This is a genomic window from Cohnella fermenti (assembly GCF_004801405.1).
GTDB lineage: Bacteria > Bacillota > Bacilli > Paenibacillales > Paenibacillaceae > Cohnella > Cohnella fermenti.
Genome location: NZ_SSOB01000032.1, coordinates 69,540 through 91,069 on the forward strand (window position 1 = coordinate 69,540; position 21,530 = coordinate 91,069).

Annotated in this window: 12 protein-coding genes; 9 read left to right on the forward strand and 3 right to left on the reverse strand. The window is 40.1% G+C overall.

Annotated elements, in window-relative coordinates; genetic code table 11:
- Positions 1 to 1,286: 1,286 nt before the first annotated feature.
- The 4 genes from E6C55_RS22295 (at position 1,287) to E6C55_RS22310 (ending at position 7,382) form a co-directional block, all read left to right on the forward strand.
- Complete coding sequence (locus tag E6C55_RS22295) at positions 1,287 to 2,579, forward strand: RES domain-containing protein (protein ID WP_136372031.1); 1,293 nt, start codon at positions 1,287 to 1,289, stop codon at positions 2,577 to 2,579.
- A gap of 41 nt (positions 2,580 to 2,620) precedes the next feature.
- Complete coding sequence (locus E6C55_RS22300) at positions 2,621 to 4,612, forward strand: ATP-dependent nuclease (RefSeq protein ID WP_136372032.1); 1,992 nt, start codon at positions 2,621 to 2,623, stop codon at positions 4,610 to 4,612.
- Positions 4,605 to 6,596, forward strand: a complete 1,992-nt coding sequence (locus tag E6C55_RS22305; RefSeq protein ID WP_136372033.1) for an ATP-dependent helicase — start codon at positions 4,605 to 4,607, stop codon at positions 6,594 to 6,596. Before E6C55_RS22300 ends, E6C55_RS22305 begins: the two co-directional genes overlap by 8 nt.
- A 480-nt stretch (positions 6,597 to 7,076) precedes the next feature.
- Positions 7,077 to 7,382: a hypothetical protein gene (locus E6C55_RS22310; protein ID WP_136372034.1), complete on the forward strand. Its 306-nt coding sequence runs from the start codon at positions 7,077 to 7,079 to the stop codon at positions 7,380 to 7,382.
- 1,007 nt (positions 7,383 to 8,389) lie between these two features.
- Here the strand turns inward: E6C55_RS22310 and ltrA are convergent.
- The 3 genes from ltrA to E6C55_RS22330 all read right to left on the reverse strand — a co-directional run bounded on the left by ltrA (position 8,390) and on the right by E6C55_RS22330 (position 12,686).
- Positions 8,390 to 10,201: a group II intron reverse transcriptase/maturase gene (ltrA, locus tag E6C55_RS22320; protein ID WP_211093630.1), complete on the reverse strand. Its 1,812-nt coding sequence runs from the start codon at positions 10,199 to 10,201 to the stop codon at positions 8,390 to 8,392.
- A gap of 669 nt (positions 10,202 to 10,870) precedes the next feature.
- Positions 10,871 to 11,713, reverse strand: a complete 843-nt coding sequence (locus E6C55_RS22325) for a tyrosine-type recombinase/integrase (protein ID WP_168735812.1) — start codon at positions 11,711 to 11,713, stop codon at positions 10,871 to 10,873.
- Entirely contained in the window at positions 11,706 to 12,686 is a 981-nt protein-coding gene (locus E6C55_RS22330) for a tyrosine-type recombinase/integrase (RefSeq protein WP_136372037.1), read from the reverse strand. Before E6C55_RS22330 ends, E6C55_RS22325 begins: the two co-directional genes overlap by 8 nt.
- Before the next feature lie 697 nt (positions 12,687 to 13,383).
- Here E6C55_RS22330 and E6C55_RS22335 point away from each other — a divergent pair.
- The 5 genes from E6C55_RS22335 to E6C55_RS22355 all read left to right on the forward strand — a co-directional run bounded on the left by E6C55_RS22335 (position 13,384) and on the right by E6C55_RS22355 (position 21,408).
- Positions 13,384 to 17,151, forward strand: a complete 3,768-nt coding sequence (locus E6C55_RS22335) for a hypothetical protein (protein WP_136372038.1) — start codon at positions 13,384 to 13,386, stop codon at positions 17,149 to 17,151.
- A gap of 26 nt (positions 17,152 to 17,177) precedes the next feature.
- Entirely contained in the window at positions 17,178 to 18,083 is a 906-nt protein-coding gene (locus tag E6C55_RS22340; RefSeq protein ID WP_136372039.1) for a hypothetical protein, read from the forward strand.
- A gap of 80 nt (positions 18,084 to 18,163) precedes the next feature.
- Positions 18,164 to 19,246, forward strand: a complete 1,083-nt coding sequence (locus E6C55_RS22345) for a hypothetical protein (protein ID WP_136372040.1) — start codon at positions 18,164 to 18,166, stop codon at positions 19,244 to 19,246.
- 250 nt (positions 19,247 to 19,496) lie between these two features.
- Positions 19,497 to 20,249 carry a PD-(D/E)XK nuclease domain-containing protein gene (locus tag E6C55_RS22350; RefSeq protein ID WP_136372041.1) on the forward strand — a complete coding sequence of 251 codons (753 nt, stop codon included), beginning with the start codon at positions 19,497 to 19,499 and terminating at the stop codon, positions 20,247 to 20,249.
- 229 nt (positions 20,250 to 20,478) lie between these two features.
- Positions 20,479 to 21,408, forward strand: a complete 930-nt coding sequence (locus E6C55_RS22355) for a hypothetical protein (RefSeq protein WP_136372042.1) — start codon at positions 20,479 to 20,481, stop codon at positions 21,406 to 21,408.
- The last annotated feature ends 122 nt before the right edge of the window (positions 21,409 to 21,530 follow it).

Below are 21,530 nucleotides of genomic sequence, written 5' to 3' on the forward strand. Positions count from 1 at the left end.
GCTTTTCTCCCGCGCCAGATTCGGCGAATGAAATCCACTGGGCGAATAATCTGGCGCGTCTCCCCAACATGAAGAACTCTTGCTCCACCTGCATTTCCCAGCCCCGAATTTAGCGCGTCTCGGGCCAGACACGCCGATTTCAGGTGCCGGTGGTAGCAATACCGTGGAGGTTCGAGTCCTCTTGACCGCACCATACCTTCAAACGAAGCCCTACAGATTATCTCTGTAGGGCTCTTCATATTTTATGCGTTATACGTAACTATTGATTTAGGTGCAAGAAGAGGATTAATAGCTATTCCTTCTTAGGTAGACATAACAAGTTGAACGGGTCACTTATGAGATACAGAGTTTCATCAGGCGGAGGTCGATTATAGATTGAATCCTTGTGTCCAAATGTAGCCGATATCAAATGAGAAAAACGGTCTTGGACTTCCGCTCCTTTATTGAGGTATCTTTCGCTTTTAGCACAAAACAATGATTATCGATTCATGTCCATTAGTGGCATGTCAATTGAGTTCAATTGGGCGTGCCGACAGTTGAAGAATCAGCGTGCAGGTGTTGATTATTTCGGCGCGGCAGAGCCACGCGGTTGATGAGTGAGAGCCACAATGTTAATGAAATAGGGCCACTGTGTTAGTCGGGAGAGCCACCGCTAAATTCGACAATTCTGTATTCCGTATATAGTAAGCCAGTCAAGGCCGCGAAGTGTTCATTTCAGCCTTAATGGCGATCTCTCGTCCTCACCTCTTCTATGGTCCAGCAAAGCCTTGCTGGACCTGCTAAACGGCGAGTGACGGGGTGCAAGGGGCGTGCTCCCTGCGTTTCCCTCGAGAGGGGGACGGAAGGGGGAGTTTGCATTCCTTGACATAAAAACAATGTGGCTCTCGCCATTTACATCGAGGAACGGCATCTGATGAAAGATAATAAATCGTTAGAAAGAATAATATGTGAGCGTTCAGGGAGATAAAACCGCGATGAGAGGAGGTAAGGAGAAACTGTCGAATCTGGTCTTGGCTGATGGAAGCCCTGCAGATTGTGGGGAGTAGTGGTTGGACCCGTAATACTCGTATGGAAGCGACCCTCCAATAAGGAAATGAGGGGAGCAGCAGAATAGGAGTTAGTGGGGGCTATCCGATCGACGCACTTTCTCCCGCATCGGACTCGTCAAATTATCAGTGCGATCTCACAGACAAGAATAAGCCGGAATAAAGGATTCTGATCAAATATGTCGAATTATGAAAAATAACGTACCATGTTAAATTTTACTAAATGGGCGAGTGGAAAATATGAACGAGTACTACGTAATTTGCAGGAGTTGTGTTGACGATCTAATTGAAGTCATTAACAGGCTAAATATAAAAGTAAGTATTAATAGAAGACCACGGACCATAAGAGAAAGGAAAGAAAAAACAAAGTATAACTGTTTACTGTGTAATTTAAAACTTGATGCTTACGTTGAGTATTATCCTGAAGAGTATTTTGAAGAGAAGATAATACCCATCTTCATGTTAATTGGAGGCGAACTTTCAAAAAAAATTCATGGGTGTTTTAAATGTGTCGGAGCGCAACTTGATTATGATGTTTATCGTTGGAATAAAGATGAAGAAGACCCAAGTAATTTTATTGAAAACAACGCAGGACAAACTGTTGAAAGTTTTTTGTGGGAAGAAGGAATAGACGAGAAGTTCCATAAGCTACTACTTGAACATCTACGATGTCAAACTTGCCACTACGGTGAAGAACCAATTGATTACTCCCATAATCCGGATGGAGGTACTTTTGAATCCTATGATCAAGTTTATGATGAACATGAAACAATTTCGGTATTTGGATTAGATGACTTTGACTTTATTGAGTTTTCTCAGTTTGCCCAAAAATATAATATTGATCTTAGTTGGCTGGAACTCCATGAGTTTAAACAGCATCTTTTGAAATATCCTCTTCTGGCATATAAGCATGAAACGGGGAAAAAAGTATATGATCTTCTGCAAAAACATTATGAAAAGAGAGACTATATAGAATTAAGAAGTGGGACTCAACTTTTTAGAGGAAGGGCACGAAAAAAAGATAGGAAACATGTGTTTGGAGAAGAGGAAATCTGGAATCCACCTGAGGGATTGCCTCAGCACGGACGTTATAATGCTGTTGGCGTATCCGTTTTATATCTGAGTAATCGAATGAAAGCCATCCCGTATGAAATTCATCCGTTAAACGATGAAAATATTGACATTGCTCTTTTTAAAACGAGAAAAAAATTGAAGTTGTTTAACATCGGGTTGTTTGATCACAGTTTCCAGGGTTTTTTTAATGAGATAAACGAAGAGAGTAAGCCCTTGAAAAAGGTTTATCTACTAACCAATTATATTGGTAATTGTTGTGCTGAAATTGGATTTCATGGTGTGGCTTATCAAGGTGTAAGCGATAGAAAATATACAAACTATGCATTGTTTAATTTTGATAAAAACAATGAAATACGAATTGTTGAGGTTGTCAGTTTTGAAGTGGAAATTATATATAATCTGAAGACAGAAGCTAAAAGTACAAAACATAAAGGGAATGAAGATTCCTTTCAGTTCTAGCACGTATATCAAATTTCAAAGGCTAAGAAAGAGGTGGGGTAATGTATATATCTGAGCTAAAAGTGGCTGGGTATAAAAATGCGAAGGAAACCTCACAAATAAAATTTAACAAAGGACTTAATGTTTTAGTCGGTGAGAATGGATCAGGGAAAACCACTATAATAAATGCATTGAGGTTAATTCTCAAAGAAAATGAGTTTTCATATATGAACATATCGGAGGATGACTTCTTTATATCGCTTGATAAACAAGTTTCTTCTGAAAATATTAAAATTGATATCACCTTTGATTCATTAACTCCAGATGAAGAAGTAACCTTCTTATCATGGTGTGATGCTGAGTTCAAAGCACAACTCCATTTAGAAGTAAATGCCAATCCCAACCGGAAAGGCTACTATAAAAAAGAAGTTTGGGGAGGACAATCAAAAGCAAGTATTTTCGAAGAAGAAACCTTCGAGTGTATTGATTGCATTTATTTGCCACCATTAAGAGATGCTGAAGAGAAATTAGTGAACGGGAAAAAATCTCGTCTTGCTCAGCTTCTAAAAAAGCAATATGGTGATAATAAAGAGAAACTTGTCGATAGCGTCAAAGGTTTTAACGACATAATCACCAGTAATGCTGATGGGAACTATAATGAAATAGAAGCAGCTAAAAAGAACATAAACACAAAATTAGTGGAAACCTTGGGAAGTCATCTTGGACAAAGTGTCAATTTACAGTTTGCAGAGACAACCTTTAATAAAGTGGTTGAAAGTATTAAAATGGTGTTTTTTCCTCTTAGCGGAGAGACGGATCCCAATAAGTTCAGAGATATTGCAACAAATAGTCTAGGCTACAACAACCTTTTATATATCGCTACAGTATTCGCCGAACTTGAGTTGCTAAAAGACAATAACCTGGTGACGGTATTACTGATTGAGGAGCCTGAAGCTCATTTACATCCTCAATTGCAAGTAAAATTCATTAAGTACCTAAAACAGTTAACAGATATGTTGCATAATACTCAAGTGGTCATTACGACACATTCCCCTGTTTTAGCCTCATCAATAAGTATAGACAACTTAATTCATATCGTGCAAAAGGATGAGAGGTTTGTTGCAACTGCTTTGAAAGATATCAATATGAGCAACAGTAAAGGGTATTTAAATCGATGGTTAGATGTTACAAAATCAACGTTACTTTTTTCAAAAGGAATCATTTTAGTAGAAGGTATCAGTGAAGCTATGTTAATTCCTGTGCTAGCGCAAATAACGCTGGCAAAATATAATATTTCAGTAAGTGAAACTTCAAAAAAACCATTGCCGAGTTCCTTGGAAGAGGCGGGGGTCTCAGTTATAAATATAAATGGCATTAATTTTAAACATTTTTTGAAGTTGTTCTCCGATTGTGATAATAGTTCGGGAGATGAAAAATTACCAATCCGTTGTTCTGGTATTACTGATAATGATCCGGGGAAAACGGAAATTCCTTTATTCGATCAAGATGGAATGCCAATTTTGAGTGATGATGGAGAGCCCCAAAAAAAGTTTATCGAGACATACCCACTTCCCAGTAATCCTTCAAAAGGAAACAATAGCGCCCTTGCATTAATTGAAGATGTTAACAAAAGCAAGTGGGCACGATTATTTCATTCACCATTAAAAACTTTTGAATATGATCTTGCTATGGAAAAAAACACAAAATTAATGGCGCAAACGCTTAAAATTTTGTGGCCTATTGAAAATGGAAAGGTAAGTAAAGATTGCGAAAAAATTATTGAGTACGATAATAAGTACGTTGATGAGAATCTTCTGAGTGAAGATGCAAAGTTTATTATTGAGCATATTGACGATGAGAATGTAGGTAAAGGAACTTATGCTCAACAATTTGCAGAAATAATCGAAACTCAAATCAATAATGAACTTTTTAAAATTGCTTCAGATAAATCTAATTCGACGGCAATATTGCAAAATATCAACAAGCTGATAAATGTCCCAAAATATATTGAGGATGCAGTAATTTGGTCTTGTGGTGGTGACTTACATGACTAAAGAAGAAATGCAAGAGGTACTGTCAAAGGTTTTATGCAGGAAAGACCACCCTCTTCATTGCGACAGTTGTTCTCATAATCCAAACAAGATATCATCGTCACAGGAAGATCGGTTTATTTGCCGCATTTCAGAAAAGACGGAACAGCAGTTGCAATATATATTTTCCTCAATTAAGCAGAACATTTTTTTAGAGGCATGCGCTGGAAGTGGGAAAACCGAAGTTGTTGGGATGAAGATGTCATATGAAATTAGTAAATGGACAGATAGAAACAACGGAATAGCTGTACTAACGTTCACTAATGAAGCTACAGAAACAATAAAAAATCGCGTTGAGCAATTTTCTAAACTATCCTCATTACACCCTCACAATATTGGGACACTAACAGGATTTCTTCATGGATTTATTGCTCAAAAATTCGGCTACAAATTTTTTGGTAATAATGGGAGGAATGGAGACTTTTCTTATCGGTTGATTGATAAAATGATGGATACTTTTAAAAATCATTGGCTCGAGAATTATAAGTCAAAAATTCCATATGTCTATGGAGCTGGAAAACAAGAAAGTATTTACGCAAATCAAATTTATTATGATTATCAGAAAAAAGATTACTATATACAATTCTCCGAGAATTACAAATTAACTATTACTGAGTACTATAACTCAAAAAACTTCCAGAAATTTGTTCAAGATACTCGAAATAAATATAATAATAACGAGCTATATAAAATTGAATACGTAAAGAAACAACTCATTAGTGACAAAGTTAAATTTTTAAAAGATGGATTTGCAAATTTTGAAGATATGAATAACATTGCTTTCAAGGCTTTGCAAGAAAATATAAAAGTAGCTTCAATCATATCCAAGAGGTTTCCCATCATTATAGTTGATGAGTGTCAGGACTTATCATGGATCGAAATTCAAATCCTTAAGAAATTAAAAGATGCTGGAAGCACACTTCATTTTATTGGTGATTTAAATCAAGCCATCTACGATTTTAAGAATGCCAACCCAACATATACAAAGGAGTTCCTGTCTAACTTTATTTGTTATAAATTAACTGATAATTTTAGAAGCTGTCAACCGATTGTTGATGTATCAAATCGTATATCTTCTATTACAACAACAATAGCAGGAAGAACCAATAATAAATTAAGTGACAATAGTGTTTGTTACTACGAATATGATGACTTACAAGTACTTCAAGAAAAATATTCGTCATTCTTAAACCTATTCAATATCCAACCTGAAAGCTCCTCTATTCTGGTGCGTCAACTTTCTTTAAAATCAAATTTACAAGTTCGTTCAGCTCAAAAAAGCATTCACTTGATATTAGATGCAATTCAACTTTGGAAAGCGAAGCAACAATCAACTAGAATAATGGCGTTAGAGCTTGCAGGAAAGCAATTGCAAAAATGGTTAGGTGGATCTAAAAATAAAGATAATTATTTTTGTCCAATTGATATTAAATCTGCATTCAGATGGCGGATTTTTATCAAGGATTTCCTTGAAGCCTGTTGCTCAAACTCTTTTATAAATAATTTTGAAAATAAAAAATATGGTGAGTGGTATAAAACAGCAAGGGAACAACTCCCTTCTATCTTGCTGAATACATATAAAAGTTTAAAAGAATATGATGAAAATCCGCGTGATTTTAATAGTTTTCCTATTTTACGTACACCTTCAGGTACAACAGAAAGTGCCATCGACGCGATATCAATGTTTGAGCCTCCTACGTCAATAAGAATTAATACGATCCACTCTGCTAAAGGTTGTGGTTTTGAAAGTGTAATGGTCGTTTCGAGTAAAGATCAGAAGAGTATCGGTGGGCATTGGAAACAGTGGATAGAAGTGGAGGGCGAATCAAAACGAATAGGATATGTTGCAAGCACTAGAGCTAAATATTCATTAATATGGGCTGTACCGAAACTAAATGCAAAAGACAGAAAGCAATTAGAGACTTATGGATTTAAAAGAATTGAATAGTTCTATGTATTAGCAGAGATGAGTTTTCGTTATATAAGATGCTGGAGAGTTAAAGACATTACGGGGTGAGGAAGCCAAACTTTGCAATGGAACGATTCAATGGAAGGCGCGTTTATTGAATCGCGGTGGAAAAAATTCCAGTGTCAATGCTTACGTCATTGATGATTATTAATGCACCGATAAAGTACGTGAACGGCGACATTCCGGCGATAAGCTGCTACGATCATTAGATTAGACCAATGAGCCTAAAGCGATATTATGAGATACGGACAATGAAATTTGAGGAACCGAGATGAGAGTAAAAATATGTTTTGTTCTTTCGCGTATATTCTACACCCATTGTAGTTCCGGCGACCAGACGAGTAATTGGTCTTCGAAAAGTATGAATTAGAATGAAAAAGGTCAGTTTCATTGAAGGTAACGGTAATTCGGGTCGTGCAGCATAATGAGAAATAATGTGAAGAAAAGGTGAGTTCAGACGTGGACGTGGCCAAATATCAGTTCAAAGAAGTGAATGGGTTTATTTTGCGATTGCTTTTGCATCAGGGGTTTGATTACACCAATGACCGAATTGTAGATGCGTATTTGAAAGAACGTCAAATCTCATGTGTGTTGCGAAGTGTGCAAGATCACTTTTTATATCTTGCGGGTAAAGGCAAGGAATATATAGAAGTAAAGCATATTCAAATAGACGAAAATCAAATGGCGGCAAAACTCACACCGCGCGGTGTTGATCTGCTGTACGGTGTTATTGACGACGATCCTGGAATTTCAATCGATCACTGATTTTTTCTCTGATCTCTTTCCAAACAATTAGTCTGATCATTTGCAAATAGTGGACAACAGAGACTGATACCTTCCTCCTGGGTATCGGCTTTTTTGTGTTGAAGGTCCCGTTACGAGTTTAGGAGAACTAATCCGTTGTTCATCCGGTCGCCGCGGCACATGTTCGGCAAGAAATCGGTCGTTTGAGAAAATCGATTGACGCCAACTGAAAAGCAGGTGCTGGATCTTCTACTTCAGAGCTGTACAAGAAGAGAGATTGCGGAGAAGTTAAATATATGGCTCCAAATACGGTGGAATTCCATCTGTGAGGGCTGATCAAAAAAATAGGAGAGTCTGTAAAATAGATTGTGTAAACTCCCCAAACCATTACAATGGAATGAGATGAAAGGTTGGGGAGCACACATGGGATTATGGACGGAAGAGCAACTGCGTGCGTTTATTAAGGAGAATCAATTGGTGCTGTTGCCACTCGAATTGTCCATGTTACAGGCAGTTCGCAGTAGAGAAAGGCGATAGCAAGCTTGTCTTGATCCTTGAACTGTAATGCCTTCTTATCACTTAGGAATCCAACTTCGATGAGCCTTCTATGGCAGCGCCTAGCGCGATTCATGCTGGTAGCACTCGGCGAGCCGGACTTGAACAGTTCGCTCCGGCACTCTAGCGTCTATTCATTTATCATTTTCTTCGAGTTTGAGCATGTTCAACTGGACTGTACTTCTGATGCTGCTCTCGCACCTCATTATTAAAAAGTCGGACATACATCTGGACCATGTCCAAACAGGAATGGCCGAGAATGAGTTGCAAAGAAAACGGATCGCCGCCATTACGAATGTACAATGTGACGCAGTCCCTTCCGCAGAAGGGGGTAGCGCCTGCCCCTTACGGGGTGCGATAGGTAATCGTTTGAAGTCATCGCCGGATTTTCCCCCGCCTCACACCCGGCGTGCGACTTTCGCCGCACCGGGCGTTCCATCTTGCTTCATCGGTATTCGTCTATAAGTTCCGAGTTACTCATGGACAGGGAATTGAATGGGTTCAAGCTTGCAATGGCTGCGGTATTTGTTGACCGTATCCACCATTTTGGCCGTGAGACCCAGCTTGGTCATGAGCTGTTCAATCGTCTGGTTTTGGGTGGCATGGATGAGCTTGTGTACGTCTTTGTGCAGGATGCGCAGGTTACTGTACTTGTCGCTTCCGCCAAGATGTGATGGAAGTACATGATGGCAATGGACATCCATTGCGACAAGGAACATCCCAATAATTTCGCATTTGCCCGAACGCATGCTGTACCTGCTGATGCGGTTATCCAAGTATTCCACACTTCGCCCGATGATGTTGGCATTCATCAGCGCGATGATCTCCGTTACAATGTGCCCCTTCAACTTTTGATGGATGAGTCGTCTGCCCGCGGCTGTGAATGGATTAAGCTGCTGATTAAAGCTCTTGTTGACGGTCATTTTCACATTGGCGAGCGGATACAAATACACCCCGGCGACTTGAAATGTACGATAGCTTGTACGATAGAACTTGGTGTACGTCGGCGGAGGGTTGGCAGGATGCGCATAGGTGGCGACCGATTTCAGACGATTGTACGTATAGGCACGCAGATCGTAGGCTAAACGTGAGAACGCGGTACTGACATGGGTTGCCCTGCGAAAATAGTTATGAAGTCCAAGCACAAAGCTGTTGAACAGGATGGCGTTACGGGAGGTTGGAGACAGGCGCAATTGCTGAATGCGTGCCCGGGTCTCTTTCTTGATCTGTTGCTTTTTCTTATCTGTCACACCCGTGTGCGCCACTCTGTTATTGCCCTTTTTCGCCGCGCGTATCGTGAAACCCAGAAACTCGGAAGGACGCTTCCGTAGATTCACGATTTGCGATTTTTCCGGAGATATGTCCAGCTTCAGACGGTCTTTCAGATAGAGACGAACGGCATGGAACCACTTCTGTGCACTTTTGGCATCCGGGCAGAAAATCTTGAAATCATCCGCGTAGCGGACGATGTACCCTTCCTTTAACCCGGATAACCGCAGAGCCGCATACTTATGACTGTTCCACTTGTAGGCATGATGGGCTTCGAAGATCTCCCATTGACGGGCTACCCACATGTCCAGGTCGTGCAGGACAATGCCCGAAAGAAGGGGGGACAAAATGCCACCCTGAGGAGTCCCTCGGGATGGAATGCCTTCGCCTTCAATTTCTGCCTTCAGCATTTTGCTGATGATGCGCAGCACTTTCTTGTCCCGAATGCCCATGTTCCAGCATTGTTTGATCAGCAGGGTATGGTTGACATTATCGAAAAAGCCCTTAATATCAATATCGACCACGTAATGCATACGGACGATGTTGACCAGATATTGCGCCCTTGCCATAGCGTGATGGGTAGAACGCAACGGTCTGAATCCATAGCTGTGCATGTAGAAGTGAGCTTCTGCGATCGGTTCCAATACCTGCTTGCAGCATTGCTGGATGAGGCGATCGACCATACAAGGAATGCCGAGCGGCCTCCATTTGCCATTGTCTTTTTCGATGAAAGTCCGTCGAACCTTTTTGGGCCTGTACAGCTTTAGCGTGTGCTGGACGAGGGCGACCAGTTCGTCGTCCGTCAGCTTTTTCATGTCCGTGATCGTTTTGCCGTCCGTACCTGGCGTTTGAGAACCTTCATTGGATTTAATCGTGCGAAAGGCAAGCAGAATGTTCTGACGGGAAGTGATGATGTCATATAAATGCGTGAAAGTTTCCCGGGTTGCCGCTCTTTCGTGCAAATCTGTAAAGGTACTCGTCATGCCGTAATAATCCCAATGTCGCAGAGCTTGCACGGTGGCATCCCTCCTTTGAAGAGGCGATGTTCCCACGTTCCTAACGGATCGGTGCCATTCACTTCGGGAAATAGACTGCAGATGAAGCAAGACTAAAGGCTATTCCTCCGCTTCCATTACAGAAGCTTCATCGGTCTTGCCTTCGCTCTCACAAGGATAAATGCATTTCGGCGATTCGCCTTATAGCAACCGTCTGGGATGGCAGTCCGTGAGACGACGTTCCTTGCTTTCCTTGTTCCCTCTACCCTAGCTATCCGTGCTGCCCTTAGGTGCCTCCTTTGAGCCTGTGAGCGGGATACCGCCATTGTTCGGTATAGCGTATTTCCTACAAAAAATTTGTACTTTACGCCACTCACCTCAACTTGGGTTGAGCGATACGTTTCCGTATCGTAATGGTCTAGACCCGTACTTTCAGAGATTTGTCAGACCGTTTAGGGTCATGCTCACCATAGGCAGCTTTTCAGCCGTCCGGCCTATCCGTCGGCATACCTGCTCTTGCGAGTGGCTCCAGCCTTCGTTCAGCCGACTTCGCCTAGCTTCATACCCCTGATCTCTGCCGAGACGAGACGCATGTAGGAGTCTCAACGGGATGGTTTCGAGCAACATGGAGCCGTCATTCCCATCCTCGAATAGAGAGTTGGGTTCAGTGAACCCCCGCTTTTCCCGCGGTCAGGCGGTTATAGCAGAACAAGTCGCACTTTTTGCCATCGTATGTCGGAAGGTATGTGGAGAAACCCGCAAGCCTGTGATTTTCGCGATCAGGCCGTAGTCATGGATTCGATCCTGCAAAGATCGAATTTGCAGCGGCTGATTATCAATCGATACAAATAAGGCGGGAGTGGGCAGATCTCCACGCTCGACCAGATAAGCCCGAAGCGCTTTGGCGCAGGTTTTCTGAAATGGAACCCGTCGTTCCTTTGCTCCCTTTCCCATGACCCTCAGCTCCATCTCGTGCATATGGAGATCGTCTATGCGCAAACCGAGGAGCTCGCCAATGCGAATGCCTGTATCCAGAAACAACAGTAGGATCGTGTAATCACGAAGTCCGGTGAAAGTTGATTGATCCGGTTGTCTCAGTAGCCGCACGAGTTCGTCGTTGGAAAACGTAGCGATCGCATCTTTGGGAGCTTTGACAGACGTCAAGGCTGATGCCGGATTCGTCGGGATGTGTCCGTTTCGATGCAGAAACCGAAAAAAGATCCGGCAGCAGCTCAGACGTCCGTTGATCGTTTGCGGGGCTAACTGTTTCTCAAGCATGTAGCCGAGGAAGTGACGCTGTAAGTTATCGGCGGTGATTTGATCAAAGTCCGCGCATTGCTGTTGTTCTTCCAATACCTGCAGCAGGTAATGCAACGTGCTGTCATAATAAGCAATGGAGCGTTGGCTGAGGTTCCGGGATCGGCAGTCCTGGAGGAAAAGATTGATCCATTCCTCGTTCGAAGGTTGGGTCGAAAAAGACCGATCTGTTTGAGTGAACACGCGATTGGTACGACGTTTAACGGGACTATTCATGAGACATCTTCCTTTCTTCTTTGCATTTCTGGACATAACGAAGAAGCGATTCGACGGGGCTGCTTGTTTCGTGCCGATGGCGTACATCGGCGGGCTGGAGCGGCACATAGTGACGGGTCATGGTGATGTCGCTATGTCCTAAAAGGGCTTGCAAAGCGTAGGCATTACCGCCATGCATTAAAAAAGATTTGGCCATCGTTCGTCGGAAGGCATGGGCGGAACCGCTTATACCGGCGTCATGGCAATGCTTGATAATCAACTGCTTGATCGTGTCTGGCTGAAGGGGTTGCCCTTTGCTTGAGATCCATAAGCCATCATGCTGCTGTCCGCCGCGCAGTCGCAGATACGAGCGGAGTGCCGCGGCGCAAGTGTTCTGCATGGGGACGAAGCGGCTTTTGTTTCCTTTTCCTTGGGCAATGCGAATAAAGCCGTCCTGAAAGTCCAGGTCGGAAATAAGCAAGGTGCTTAATTCGGCAAGTCGAATACCGGTATCCAGCAATAACAACATCATGGTGTAGTCCCGCAGTCCCGTGAATCGCCTGAGATTGGGTTGATGAAGAATGCATTCCACTTCCGCTTCCGTGAAGCAGATGGGCTCGTAAGGGCTGACCTGTGAATTCGAAGGCATGGCTATGGCGAAGTTTTCTCCAGCTGTATCCGGAAATGCGAATCGAAAAAATTGCCGACACGTATAAAATCGGCCACGAATGGAATGCCGGGCATAGCCTTGCTCGTTCAATTGTTGAAGCCAATCGCGAAGGACCATCACGCTGTTGGAAGCGAGGAACGGCATCTGGCGAGAGATAAAAAATCGTTCCAAGCCCAACAAGTGGAAGAAATAGTACGTGATCGTTCGGGGAGATAAACCGCGATGAGAGGCGGCAAGGAGAAATTGCCGAACCTGATCTTGAAATTCAGGTTGGTGGAAGCCGTGCAGGTTGTAGGGAATAGTGCTTGGACTCGTAATCGTCATACAGAAGGCCCCCCAATCAGGAAATAGAGGGAGAAGCAGAATGGAGAATTAGAGGGGGATCATCCGGTCGACGCGCTTTTCTCCCGCGCCAGATTCGGCGAATGAAATCCACTGGGCGAATAATCTGGCGCGTCTCCCGTTCATGAGGAACCCTGACTCCATCTGCTTCTCCCGGTCCCGAATTTAGCGCGTCTCGGGCCAGACACGCCGACTTCAGGTGCCAGTAATGGAAACATTGTGGTCGTTCGAGTCCTCTCGACCGCATCATACCTACAATCAAACCCTTCTTCGGAAGGGTTTTTATTTTGTGTTTTTAAGAAATGGACCATCGCAAAATTCCAATAGGAAAAGAGTATACTTAACGGGGCCGTTTTTTAAGTTTATGAAGGAACCGCAAAAAATGATGCATTTATATCGTCCCTTTAAGGTTCAATCGCTGATAGTGACGATGCGGCATTTTTATCGCGGAACCGCAGATGAACGAAGTGGGGGTCATCTTCTTGTGAAAGATGCCCTTCATTGTATATTGTAACGGGATGGATACATCAAATTGATAACGGAAACATCTTGATAATTTGTCGTAAAATGCGATAAAATGGAACTATATAATAGCTTGAGAAAAACAGCCTCGAGGCGGTGGTGCCGCATCGCGGCTATTTGTATAAGCGTATTTTCAATTCGATAAGTAGGTGTTGTTTTGTTAGAGATTACAGGAACGGACATACAATCATTGAATGATTCTGATCTTCGGTCGCTTGTCGGATATCTTTGTGAAGCAGAACTACGTTCACAAGGATTGTCGATCGCAGGGGTAACTTGGGGTGGTCATCAAAATGCAACAGATGGTGGAATAGATGTTCGAGTAGATTTAACTACGATGTTGCATAATGATAGTTTTGTTCCTCGTTCTAAAACAGGTTTCCAAGTCAAAAATTCCGATATGCCTCGTGCAAAAATAATAGCTGAAATGAAACCGGATGGGATGTTGAGAGAGGTCATTCGTGATTTAGCTGTCAATAACGGTGCATATGTTATTGTGAGTAGTCAAGGATCAACATCCGATTCGGTGCTCAGAAGCAGAAGACTAGCAATGCAGGATGCATTGTCAGATGAGGAGCCTTCAGTAGCAATAAAATTGGATTTCTACGATCGGGAAAGAATAGCATCGTGGGTTAGATCTCATCCTTCACTCATCCTTTGGATCAGAGAAAAGATTGGTCGTCCAGTACAAGGTTGGGAACCTTACGGGAATTGGTCAAATATTACAAGAGAAAAAGAAGAAGAATATCTGCTTGATGGCCATCTTCGATTATATAATAGTTCGACTCGTCATTCTGGTGGTTTGACTGCAGTGAATGGCATTAACGAAATTCGAAATAAATTACAGAATGCCAGATCGTCCGTTCGCCTAGTTGGATTATCTGGTGTAGGAAAGACCCGATTATTGCAAGCATTGTTTGATGATAAAATTGGTGAAAATCCTTTGAATCCTTTGCAGGCTTTTTATTGTGATGTTGCAAACCATCCTATCCCTGATCCCCAAAATTTTGCTACCCAATTAGTTGCATTTCAAAGAAATGCTATTCTTGTTGTGGATAATTGCCCCCCGGATTTACATAGAAACTTAACTACAATTTGTTCAAGGTTAAACAGTTCAGTGAGCTTGATTACGGTCGAATATGATGTTCGAGAAGATCAGCCGGAGATAACTGAAATATTTCATTTGGAACCAGCGTCTACTGAGTTAATAGAAAGAGTCATTCGGATGCGATTTCCGAACATAGGCGGCGTTGGAGCCCGTGTCATTGCTAAATTCTCAGGTGGAAATGCGCGAATTGCTATTGCTTTAGGAAGAACAATTGATCATGTCGAAGATGTTTCACAACTTAATGATGAAGCGCTTTTTTCAAGATTATTTGTACAACGGAATGATCAGGATAACAATTTGCTAAAAGCAGCAGAAGTATGTTCGCTTGTCTACTCTTTCGACTGCCAGACAGGCGAGGATGATGATGAATTAAAGCTACTTGGTTCGCTAGTGGGAATGAATGTTCTTGAACTTTATCAAAAAATAAGTGAGTTAAGGCGACGTGAACTTGTACAGCGAAGAAGTGTATGGGGAGCTGTGTTACCTCATGCACTTGCAAATAGACTAGCGAAGAGGGCCTTAGAAAATATACCGCTCAGCTTCATGCTAGATACTTTTGAAAATAGAGCGTCTGAACGACTTTTAAAGTCATTTTCAAGACGATTGAGTTATCTTCACCTTAGTAAGCAGGCCAAAGAAATAGCTAAGATATGGTTAAGTGAAGGAGGATTATTGGGGAACCTATCAAAAATAAATTCATTCGGGACTAGCCTGTTAAAAAATATAGCGCCGATAGTGCCCATGGAAACCCTTTCAGAAATTGAAAGGGTAGGAACTGAAGAACTGATTATAAATGGAGAAATTGATCAATTAAATGAAATATCGAAAGTATTATATTCTATTGCTTATGAACCGGATTTATTTAATCGTGCCGTGAATCTGCTATGCCAATTCGCTTTAAATGAAGATTCGAAAGCACGAGAGTTATTGCAATCTTTGTTTCATATAAAACTTTCGGGTACCCACGCTACAGGAGAGCAGAGACTGGGCGTTGTTGTAAGATTGTTTGAATCAAATCAAAATAAATTAATCCACTTAGGTTTGTTTTTGTTGAGTGCCGCTTTACAAGTTTGGAGTATAAGCTCGAATAATAGTTTTGAATTTGGTGCAAGGCCAAGAGATTATGGATATTGGCCAAAAACATTCGATGAATCAAAACAGTGGTTTACATTGTTTTTGGAATATGCAGTTCAAATTGCGATTTCTGGATCCCCATCAGCAATGGATGCAAAGAAGTTGTTGGCAGACAAATTCAGAGAATTGTGGGTAGGTGCTGAAATGCATGAAGAGTTATCCGCGGCGGCTATCCGCATTTCTGAGAAAACCACCTGGAACGAGGGATGGATCGCGGTTAAAGCCACGGTCAGATACGATGGGAAGGATATGACGGAAGATGTGTTAGGTCGATTAGAGCACCTTGACTCATTATTAGTACCTACTTCTTTAATTGAGCGTGCGAGACTACTTGCGCTTTCACGCGGTCATCCTTATGATCTTTTAGATACTTTTGATGATGAAGTTGAGCCTCTACATACAGCTGAGAATCTTACCCGGTTACTTGGTAAGGATGTAGGTTCTAACGAAGAGACTCTTCTTCAATTACTGCCAGAAGTACTAGGCGGGGAAGGATCAAGGTTGTATTATTTTGGTCAGGGTTTGGCTGAGGGCTCTATTGCACCGGCAAAATTGTGGTGTTATTTTAAAAATAAATTACTGTCAATTGAAGAATCAGAAAGGAACTATCAAGTAGTTCGTGGATTTATAAATGTACTGTCCGAGACAAACGAAGTATTGTGCAATAAGCTGCTGGATGAAGCATTGCTGGACGAATTTTGGAGTACTGTGTTTCCAATTCTACAAATCAGCACATCTATTGGCACCCGAGGTGCTAGAAGGCTTATGGAGTCACTCACAATCGGAAAAGCTTCAATATCACAGTTCAGATACTTAGCTTACGGCAGAGCGCATGAGAATATAAACGACGAAGATTTATCAGAACTGTTATTGGAATTGGCACTATACAATTACGGAGTTTGGGAATCCATAGAGATATTACGTATGAGACTTCATGGTCTTGCAGCGAAGGAAGTAAGCGAAATCATAAAATCTACGGGACGCAAGCTAATTTCGGATTTCGGATTTTTGAGTGATGGTAATCATGGACATGAAATTAAATATGAAATCGCAGAGATTATAAACGTTTGTTATGCGGATGAGGCAATAGATGAAACAAAATCATTATGCATCCGACTTGCCAATGCGTTGATCAGTAGAGAAATTTATACTTTTGATTTCGACAGTGTATTTTCTGCGCTTGCTAAAACACAACCGTTTGTTTTCATGGATGTTTTCATCCGCAAAGAAGTAATAGGAGAGTCGGATTGGTTCTTTTCCAGACTCTCTGTTAGGGAAGATCCGGTAGATGTGATTGAGGATGAAATTATACTACAATGGTGCGAAATCGATCCGGAGAGCAGGTATGCACTTGCTTCTTTAGCAATAAAGCCATTTTTGACTGACGAAAATAGCGCTTCAATTATGTGGTCTAATCTAGCTGATAAGTTTGTTGCTCATGCACCGGATCCAGTCGAAGTTTTAAAAAATTTCGGAGACAAGTTCCATCCCTCACGCTGGAGTGGATCTTTATCCACAATCTTAGAGAGTCGGCTTAAACTAATTGATGAATACAAGGAACATACCAATCCTAAAATTTCACAATGGGCTTATCAAAAAGAACTTGATTTAAAAAGAGAAATTCAATTCCATCAAGAACGAGAACAGCGGCGGCAAAGTGAGGAAAATGAGCGATTTGAATAAACGATATTTATAGAGGAGTGATAAATGTGTTAGCCGGAAGATTAGAATATTCGGGGGGAGCAAGGACTCTCTGTGAATTTTACACACGTCACATTAACTCGGATTACCAAGGGGGCATCCCAAGACTTATTATTAGTTTGTCGCCAGAGAAAACATTCCCAATCGAAGTAGACGGAATAGATTATAAAACTTTTGCTGCCATCAATTGCGATGGAACTGCAAAATTATCAAATGTAAATGTGGGATATATTAAAGGGCCATCATTCTTCCGAATGCTTCCAGGTGGAATAACCTTCATTATTGAATTATCAAGAGAACAAATAAATATGATTGAAAGTAGTAGACAATTTAGGGATGTCGAAGTTGATTTGGATTTACAATTACTGGTTTCTTTTAATAAAGAGTACTTGTTTAATTTTAATTATGTAGTTGAACTGCCTTTAAGGTTACATGTTCAAATAAATAAATCCGTATGGGTTGAGGAGTTTCTTAAGAATTGGAGTTACTACGAGGGTAACGAGAAAATGCTCCGTTTCAATTACTTGTTTAAGCTTCCAAACACATCAAAACTTATTATTTCAGCGCGGAAATCGTTCTCCGAAAATAAATTCAATGATACGCTTGCTACATGTTTTAAAGTGTTAGAGGCCATCCCTAAAGAAATGGGATTTAAAAATCCTAATTTATTTTTTGAAGAATTACGTGTAAAGGCTAGTAATCACAATAACAATTTATATGGGAAAGTTGATTTTGTCAATGAGTTATATGGAAAGATTAAAGGATTTATGCATATTGCCCGACATGTCGAAACCGATGAAGACAAAAACATAATCGATAGAACTATAAGTTCAAGTGATGCTTTTCTAGCTCTACATTGTACAGAATTAATTGTAAATTATCTTATAGAAAGTATTGCAAATGAAGAAACTTAAATCGGATATACGATAAAGCCTCAACGTATCTATTTGATAAATGATGATATGAGTGATTAGTGTTGAACGGAGGCGAGCAAGTGACTAGAGATATAGATGCGGAATTCGTGGAAAAGGCCACTGCAATATTGTTATCCATGCTTAAAATTGATTTAAACACAGGGGAAGATGAGTCAATTAAATTAAAGTATATAAATAGAGAAGATATTTTTCAGCTAGCAGAGAATCTGCGATTATTGGAAGAATATAATTTAAAGAATTTGAATGAGAAATTAATAACAAGTGGTAGAAAGGTTAGTGACTTTCTTACGGAACATACATTTGCTGCAGAACTGATAAGAAATCATGGCTGGAAAGTTGAAATTAAATACGAACCTCAGGAAGGAAGAAAAACTGATTTTGTTATTATTTTAGATGAATTCAAAGAAAAAATCTTTAATATTCAAATGAAGAATTCATCGCCCACTGAGAGAGAAAATCGAAGGGAGAAGATTTATCAGGAGATCAAAAAAGAATTAAAGAAAGTTAAGCGGGCAAGGTTCTATAGTATTTCTATGCATGAAGATTTTACAAATATATATACTTCGAGTTTTATAGAATTTATCAAACAAAATATTAATCAGGCCGATAATGTTAAAATACCGTTTTATGTTGGTAATAAATCGCTCGCAGAAGTATGCTTTAACGAGATAAACAATCCACAATGTGATTGTATGCTACCAGGAGTGAGCGGCGACATGAACTTTATTAATATAACTGGAGAAGAGAGAGGGCATTTTTATAATGCTTTAAAAAAAGCAGCTATTTCATTCTCCTTGCCTAGTGAAAATAATAATATAAATCTGATTATATCAGAAGCGAATAATAAAGATAATATTGACATAGCTGAAGCCATTTATGGAGCTGAGTTTTTTGTATTCGATAGTAATACTGATTCGATGAAAATGAGCAGATACGAAAATGGATTCTATCATAGTGAGGATTCGAGAAATGTTACAGCTGTTGTAACCATGAGAAAAAGAGAAGAGTCGAGAAAAATATCGAGCTTTTCAAAAAAAATATTTTTCAAACACATTCACGAAGATGCAGGGGAAGCTATCCTGGCTCTTCTTAAATTTGATAGAATTATCGGATCTAACAATACTATAACCCATCGATACTGAAAAGTCATTTGATAGCTTGTAACCAAAGTGCAAAAGAAAGCATAATAGTCGAAAAATTCTTCGATTTGGGTCTTGGTCTGTCAGAAGCTAGAAGTGGGTTCGACAAGGTATTTCAGCAATATGGAAATAAAATATTCCGGACATACACCAGTACCTAACCGCATCGCGGCCCTTCGGGTTTTTTGATGGAGTGGGTCTCGTCATATCAATACAAGAACGTTATAAAAAATTCCTGAAGGGGCGAAAAGATATGTATGCTTTATCAATAATGGAAATCAGACAAATAAAAACACTATTGTCTCAAGCCAAAGCGTTAGAAAAAACAGTTGATGATATTCTCAATAGGGATGTAGCTGAGCATAGTAGATATACATCTTTTAAGGATATGGCTTTAACATATAATGATTTAGCAAATCGTGCAAAAGCAGTGATGAGATTTGGTAGTTTTTATACTATGAATACAGACAACATGAGAACTTCAGGGAATACATTGTGGCCTGATGCAAAGAATATACTGGAATCGGTTTTAGTAAGCACACGGTTTTTAATCTCATCGTTAGAAAGTCAGATTGACTTTGTTTCAGAAGAGATCGATAACGTAGGAAATTTTATTAAGACTAAATTACGCAATGTAATCTTTGAAATACCTTCAAAAGAGAAAGATATTCAAAATGCAATTGAAAACTTATTTATTGGTAAAGGATATGATAAAGGAATTGATTATGACAGAGAAACGGGGAAATTTAATTTTTCTGGTCGCGAATATATTCCGGATTTTATTATACCTAAACTCAGAATTTGTATTGAAGTTAAGTTATTAAATGACCGAAATAAAAAATCTAAAATTATAGAAGAAATAAATGCTGATATAACAGCTTATCAAAAAATCTATGAAAGTGTTTTATTTGTAATATACGACATCGGGATAATAAGAGATGAAATTGAGTTTAGTAGAGATATTGAGAACCATAGTGGTGTAAAACTGATAATTGTTAAGCATTAATTTAATCTCTCCAGGTCAAATTGCCCGCAGCTTGCTGTGGGGAATTCGTTAGAGGGAGTCAGGAGGAAAATTAAAGAATTATGAAGATCGTTAAAACTGATTTAATAAACCGAAACAAAGTATCACTTAATATTCCAATCACACAGCGTCGCTGTTTCAGTGATTTGCAAAAAAGCATGACAGCTAGTGACTGGGAGTGTTACCGGCTATGGATAGGAGTGATTCAGCCATGGGCTTCGTAAGCAAAGAATTACTTGCAAAACACAATGTAATAGAGGATGTTTTCGATTATAAAGATTTAGATATTGATGAGAAAATATTAAAAATATATTCGTATTTTGAAAATTCGTTTTTAGAGTTGTACGGAAGTTATGCAGATCTCTTTAAAATTAAAGACTACTGTTTCTACATAAAAGATAATAATAAATGCAATGCATTTGCTTTAACGCGTAAAGGATATAATATTATTGGAATAACAAATGGTTATCCAATTCTTCTTAGTCAAAAGCTAGATGAAAAATACTTTAGAAGCATAGTGCTCGCTGGAATTGGTAACGATGAACCACTTCAAAAAGCATACATTGATTTATACGAGGATAGAGAGTTTGTTTTTGACAAGTTTATTTTGGATTGTTCAATAAAATTTACTTTCAATCATGAATTCCAACATATTATGCAATTTAGTAGTTCAAAACTCAAAAGAAATGATTTTCTTTTGCAGGAAAATTGGGCCGAGGATAATTTTGATATAAAACTACATGCGTGGGAGTTCGACGCTGATAGAATGGCCAGCTATGAAGTTCTAAAATATGTATTTAGAACACATGCCAATTTTAAAGTGAAGTCTGATGAAAAGCTAAAGTGTCTTTTGTACGTTGGATGTGCAAGTATGATAATTACAAATTGCCTGTTCTATTTTGGAGTAATGAATCAATTAGGGCCACAACTGTCAGTACGTAAATTGGAATTCTACGAAAAGAAATTCTCTCATCCTCACCCACTGGTTAGGTGCATAAATATAATGGAGTATTATTTTGATAGTATTACTACGGATCTTCCGAGATTAAAAATGGACTCTCAAGAACTTTTAAATAATACGCTTGTTATTACAAAGTTATATTTCAATATGCTTATTCCCACGCAAAATGTTATAACCTAAATCCCCGGCCAAATTATAACGAGGTCGGGGGGGCTATTTCTAGCGCTTCATAGATTTCCAGCTGGCGCTTGGTGATCTCCCCAAATCGCAAGTCGTGGCCTGACCGTTCGTAACATTCGATC

What these genes read in the sequence shown, in the direction of transcription:
- E6C55_RS22295 (WP_136372031.1), top strand. Translation starts at nt 1,287, where the DNA reads ATGAACGAGTACTACGTAATTTGCAGGAGTTGTGTTGACGATCTAATT.
- E6C55_RS22300 (WP_136372032.1), top strand. Translation starts at nt 2,621, where the DNA reads ATGTATATATCTGAGCTAAAAGTGGCTGGGTATAAAAATGCGAAGGAA.
- E6C55_RS22305 (WP_136372033.1), top strand. Translation starts at nt 4,605, where the DNA reads ATGACTAAAGAAGAAATGCAAGAGGTACTGTCAAAGGTTTTATGCAGG.
- E6C55_RS22325 (WP_168735812.1), bottom strand. Translation starts at nt 11,713, where the DNA reads ATGAATAGTCCCGTTAAACGTCGTACCAATCGCGTGTTCACTCAAACA.
- E6C55_RS22330 (WP_136372037.1), bottom strand. Translation starts at nt 12,686, where the DNA reads ATGACGATTACGAGTCCAAGCACTATTCCCTACAACCTGCACGGCTTC.
- E6C55_RS22350 (WP_136372041.1), top strand. Translation starts at nt 19,497, where the DNA reads ATGTATGCTTTATCAATAATGGAAATCAGACAAATAAAAACACTATTG.
- E6C55_RS22355 (WP_136372042.1), top strand. Translation starts at nt 20,479, where the DNA reads ATGGGCTTCGTAAGCAAAGAATTACTTGCAAAACACAATGTAATAGAG.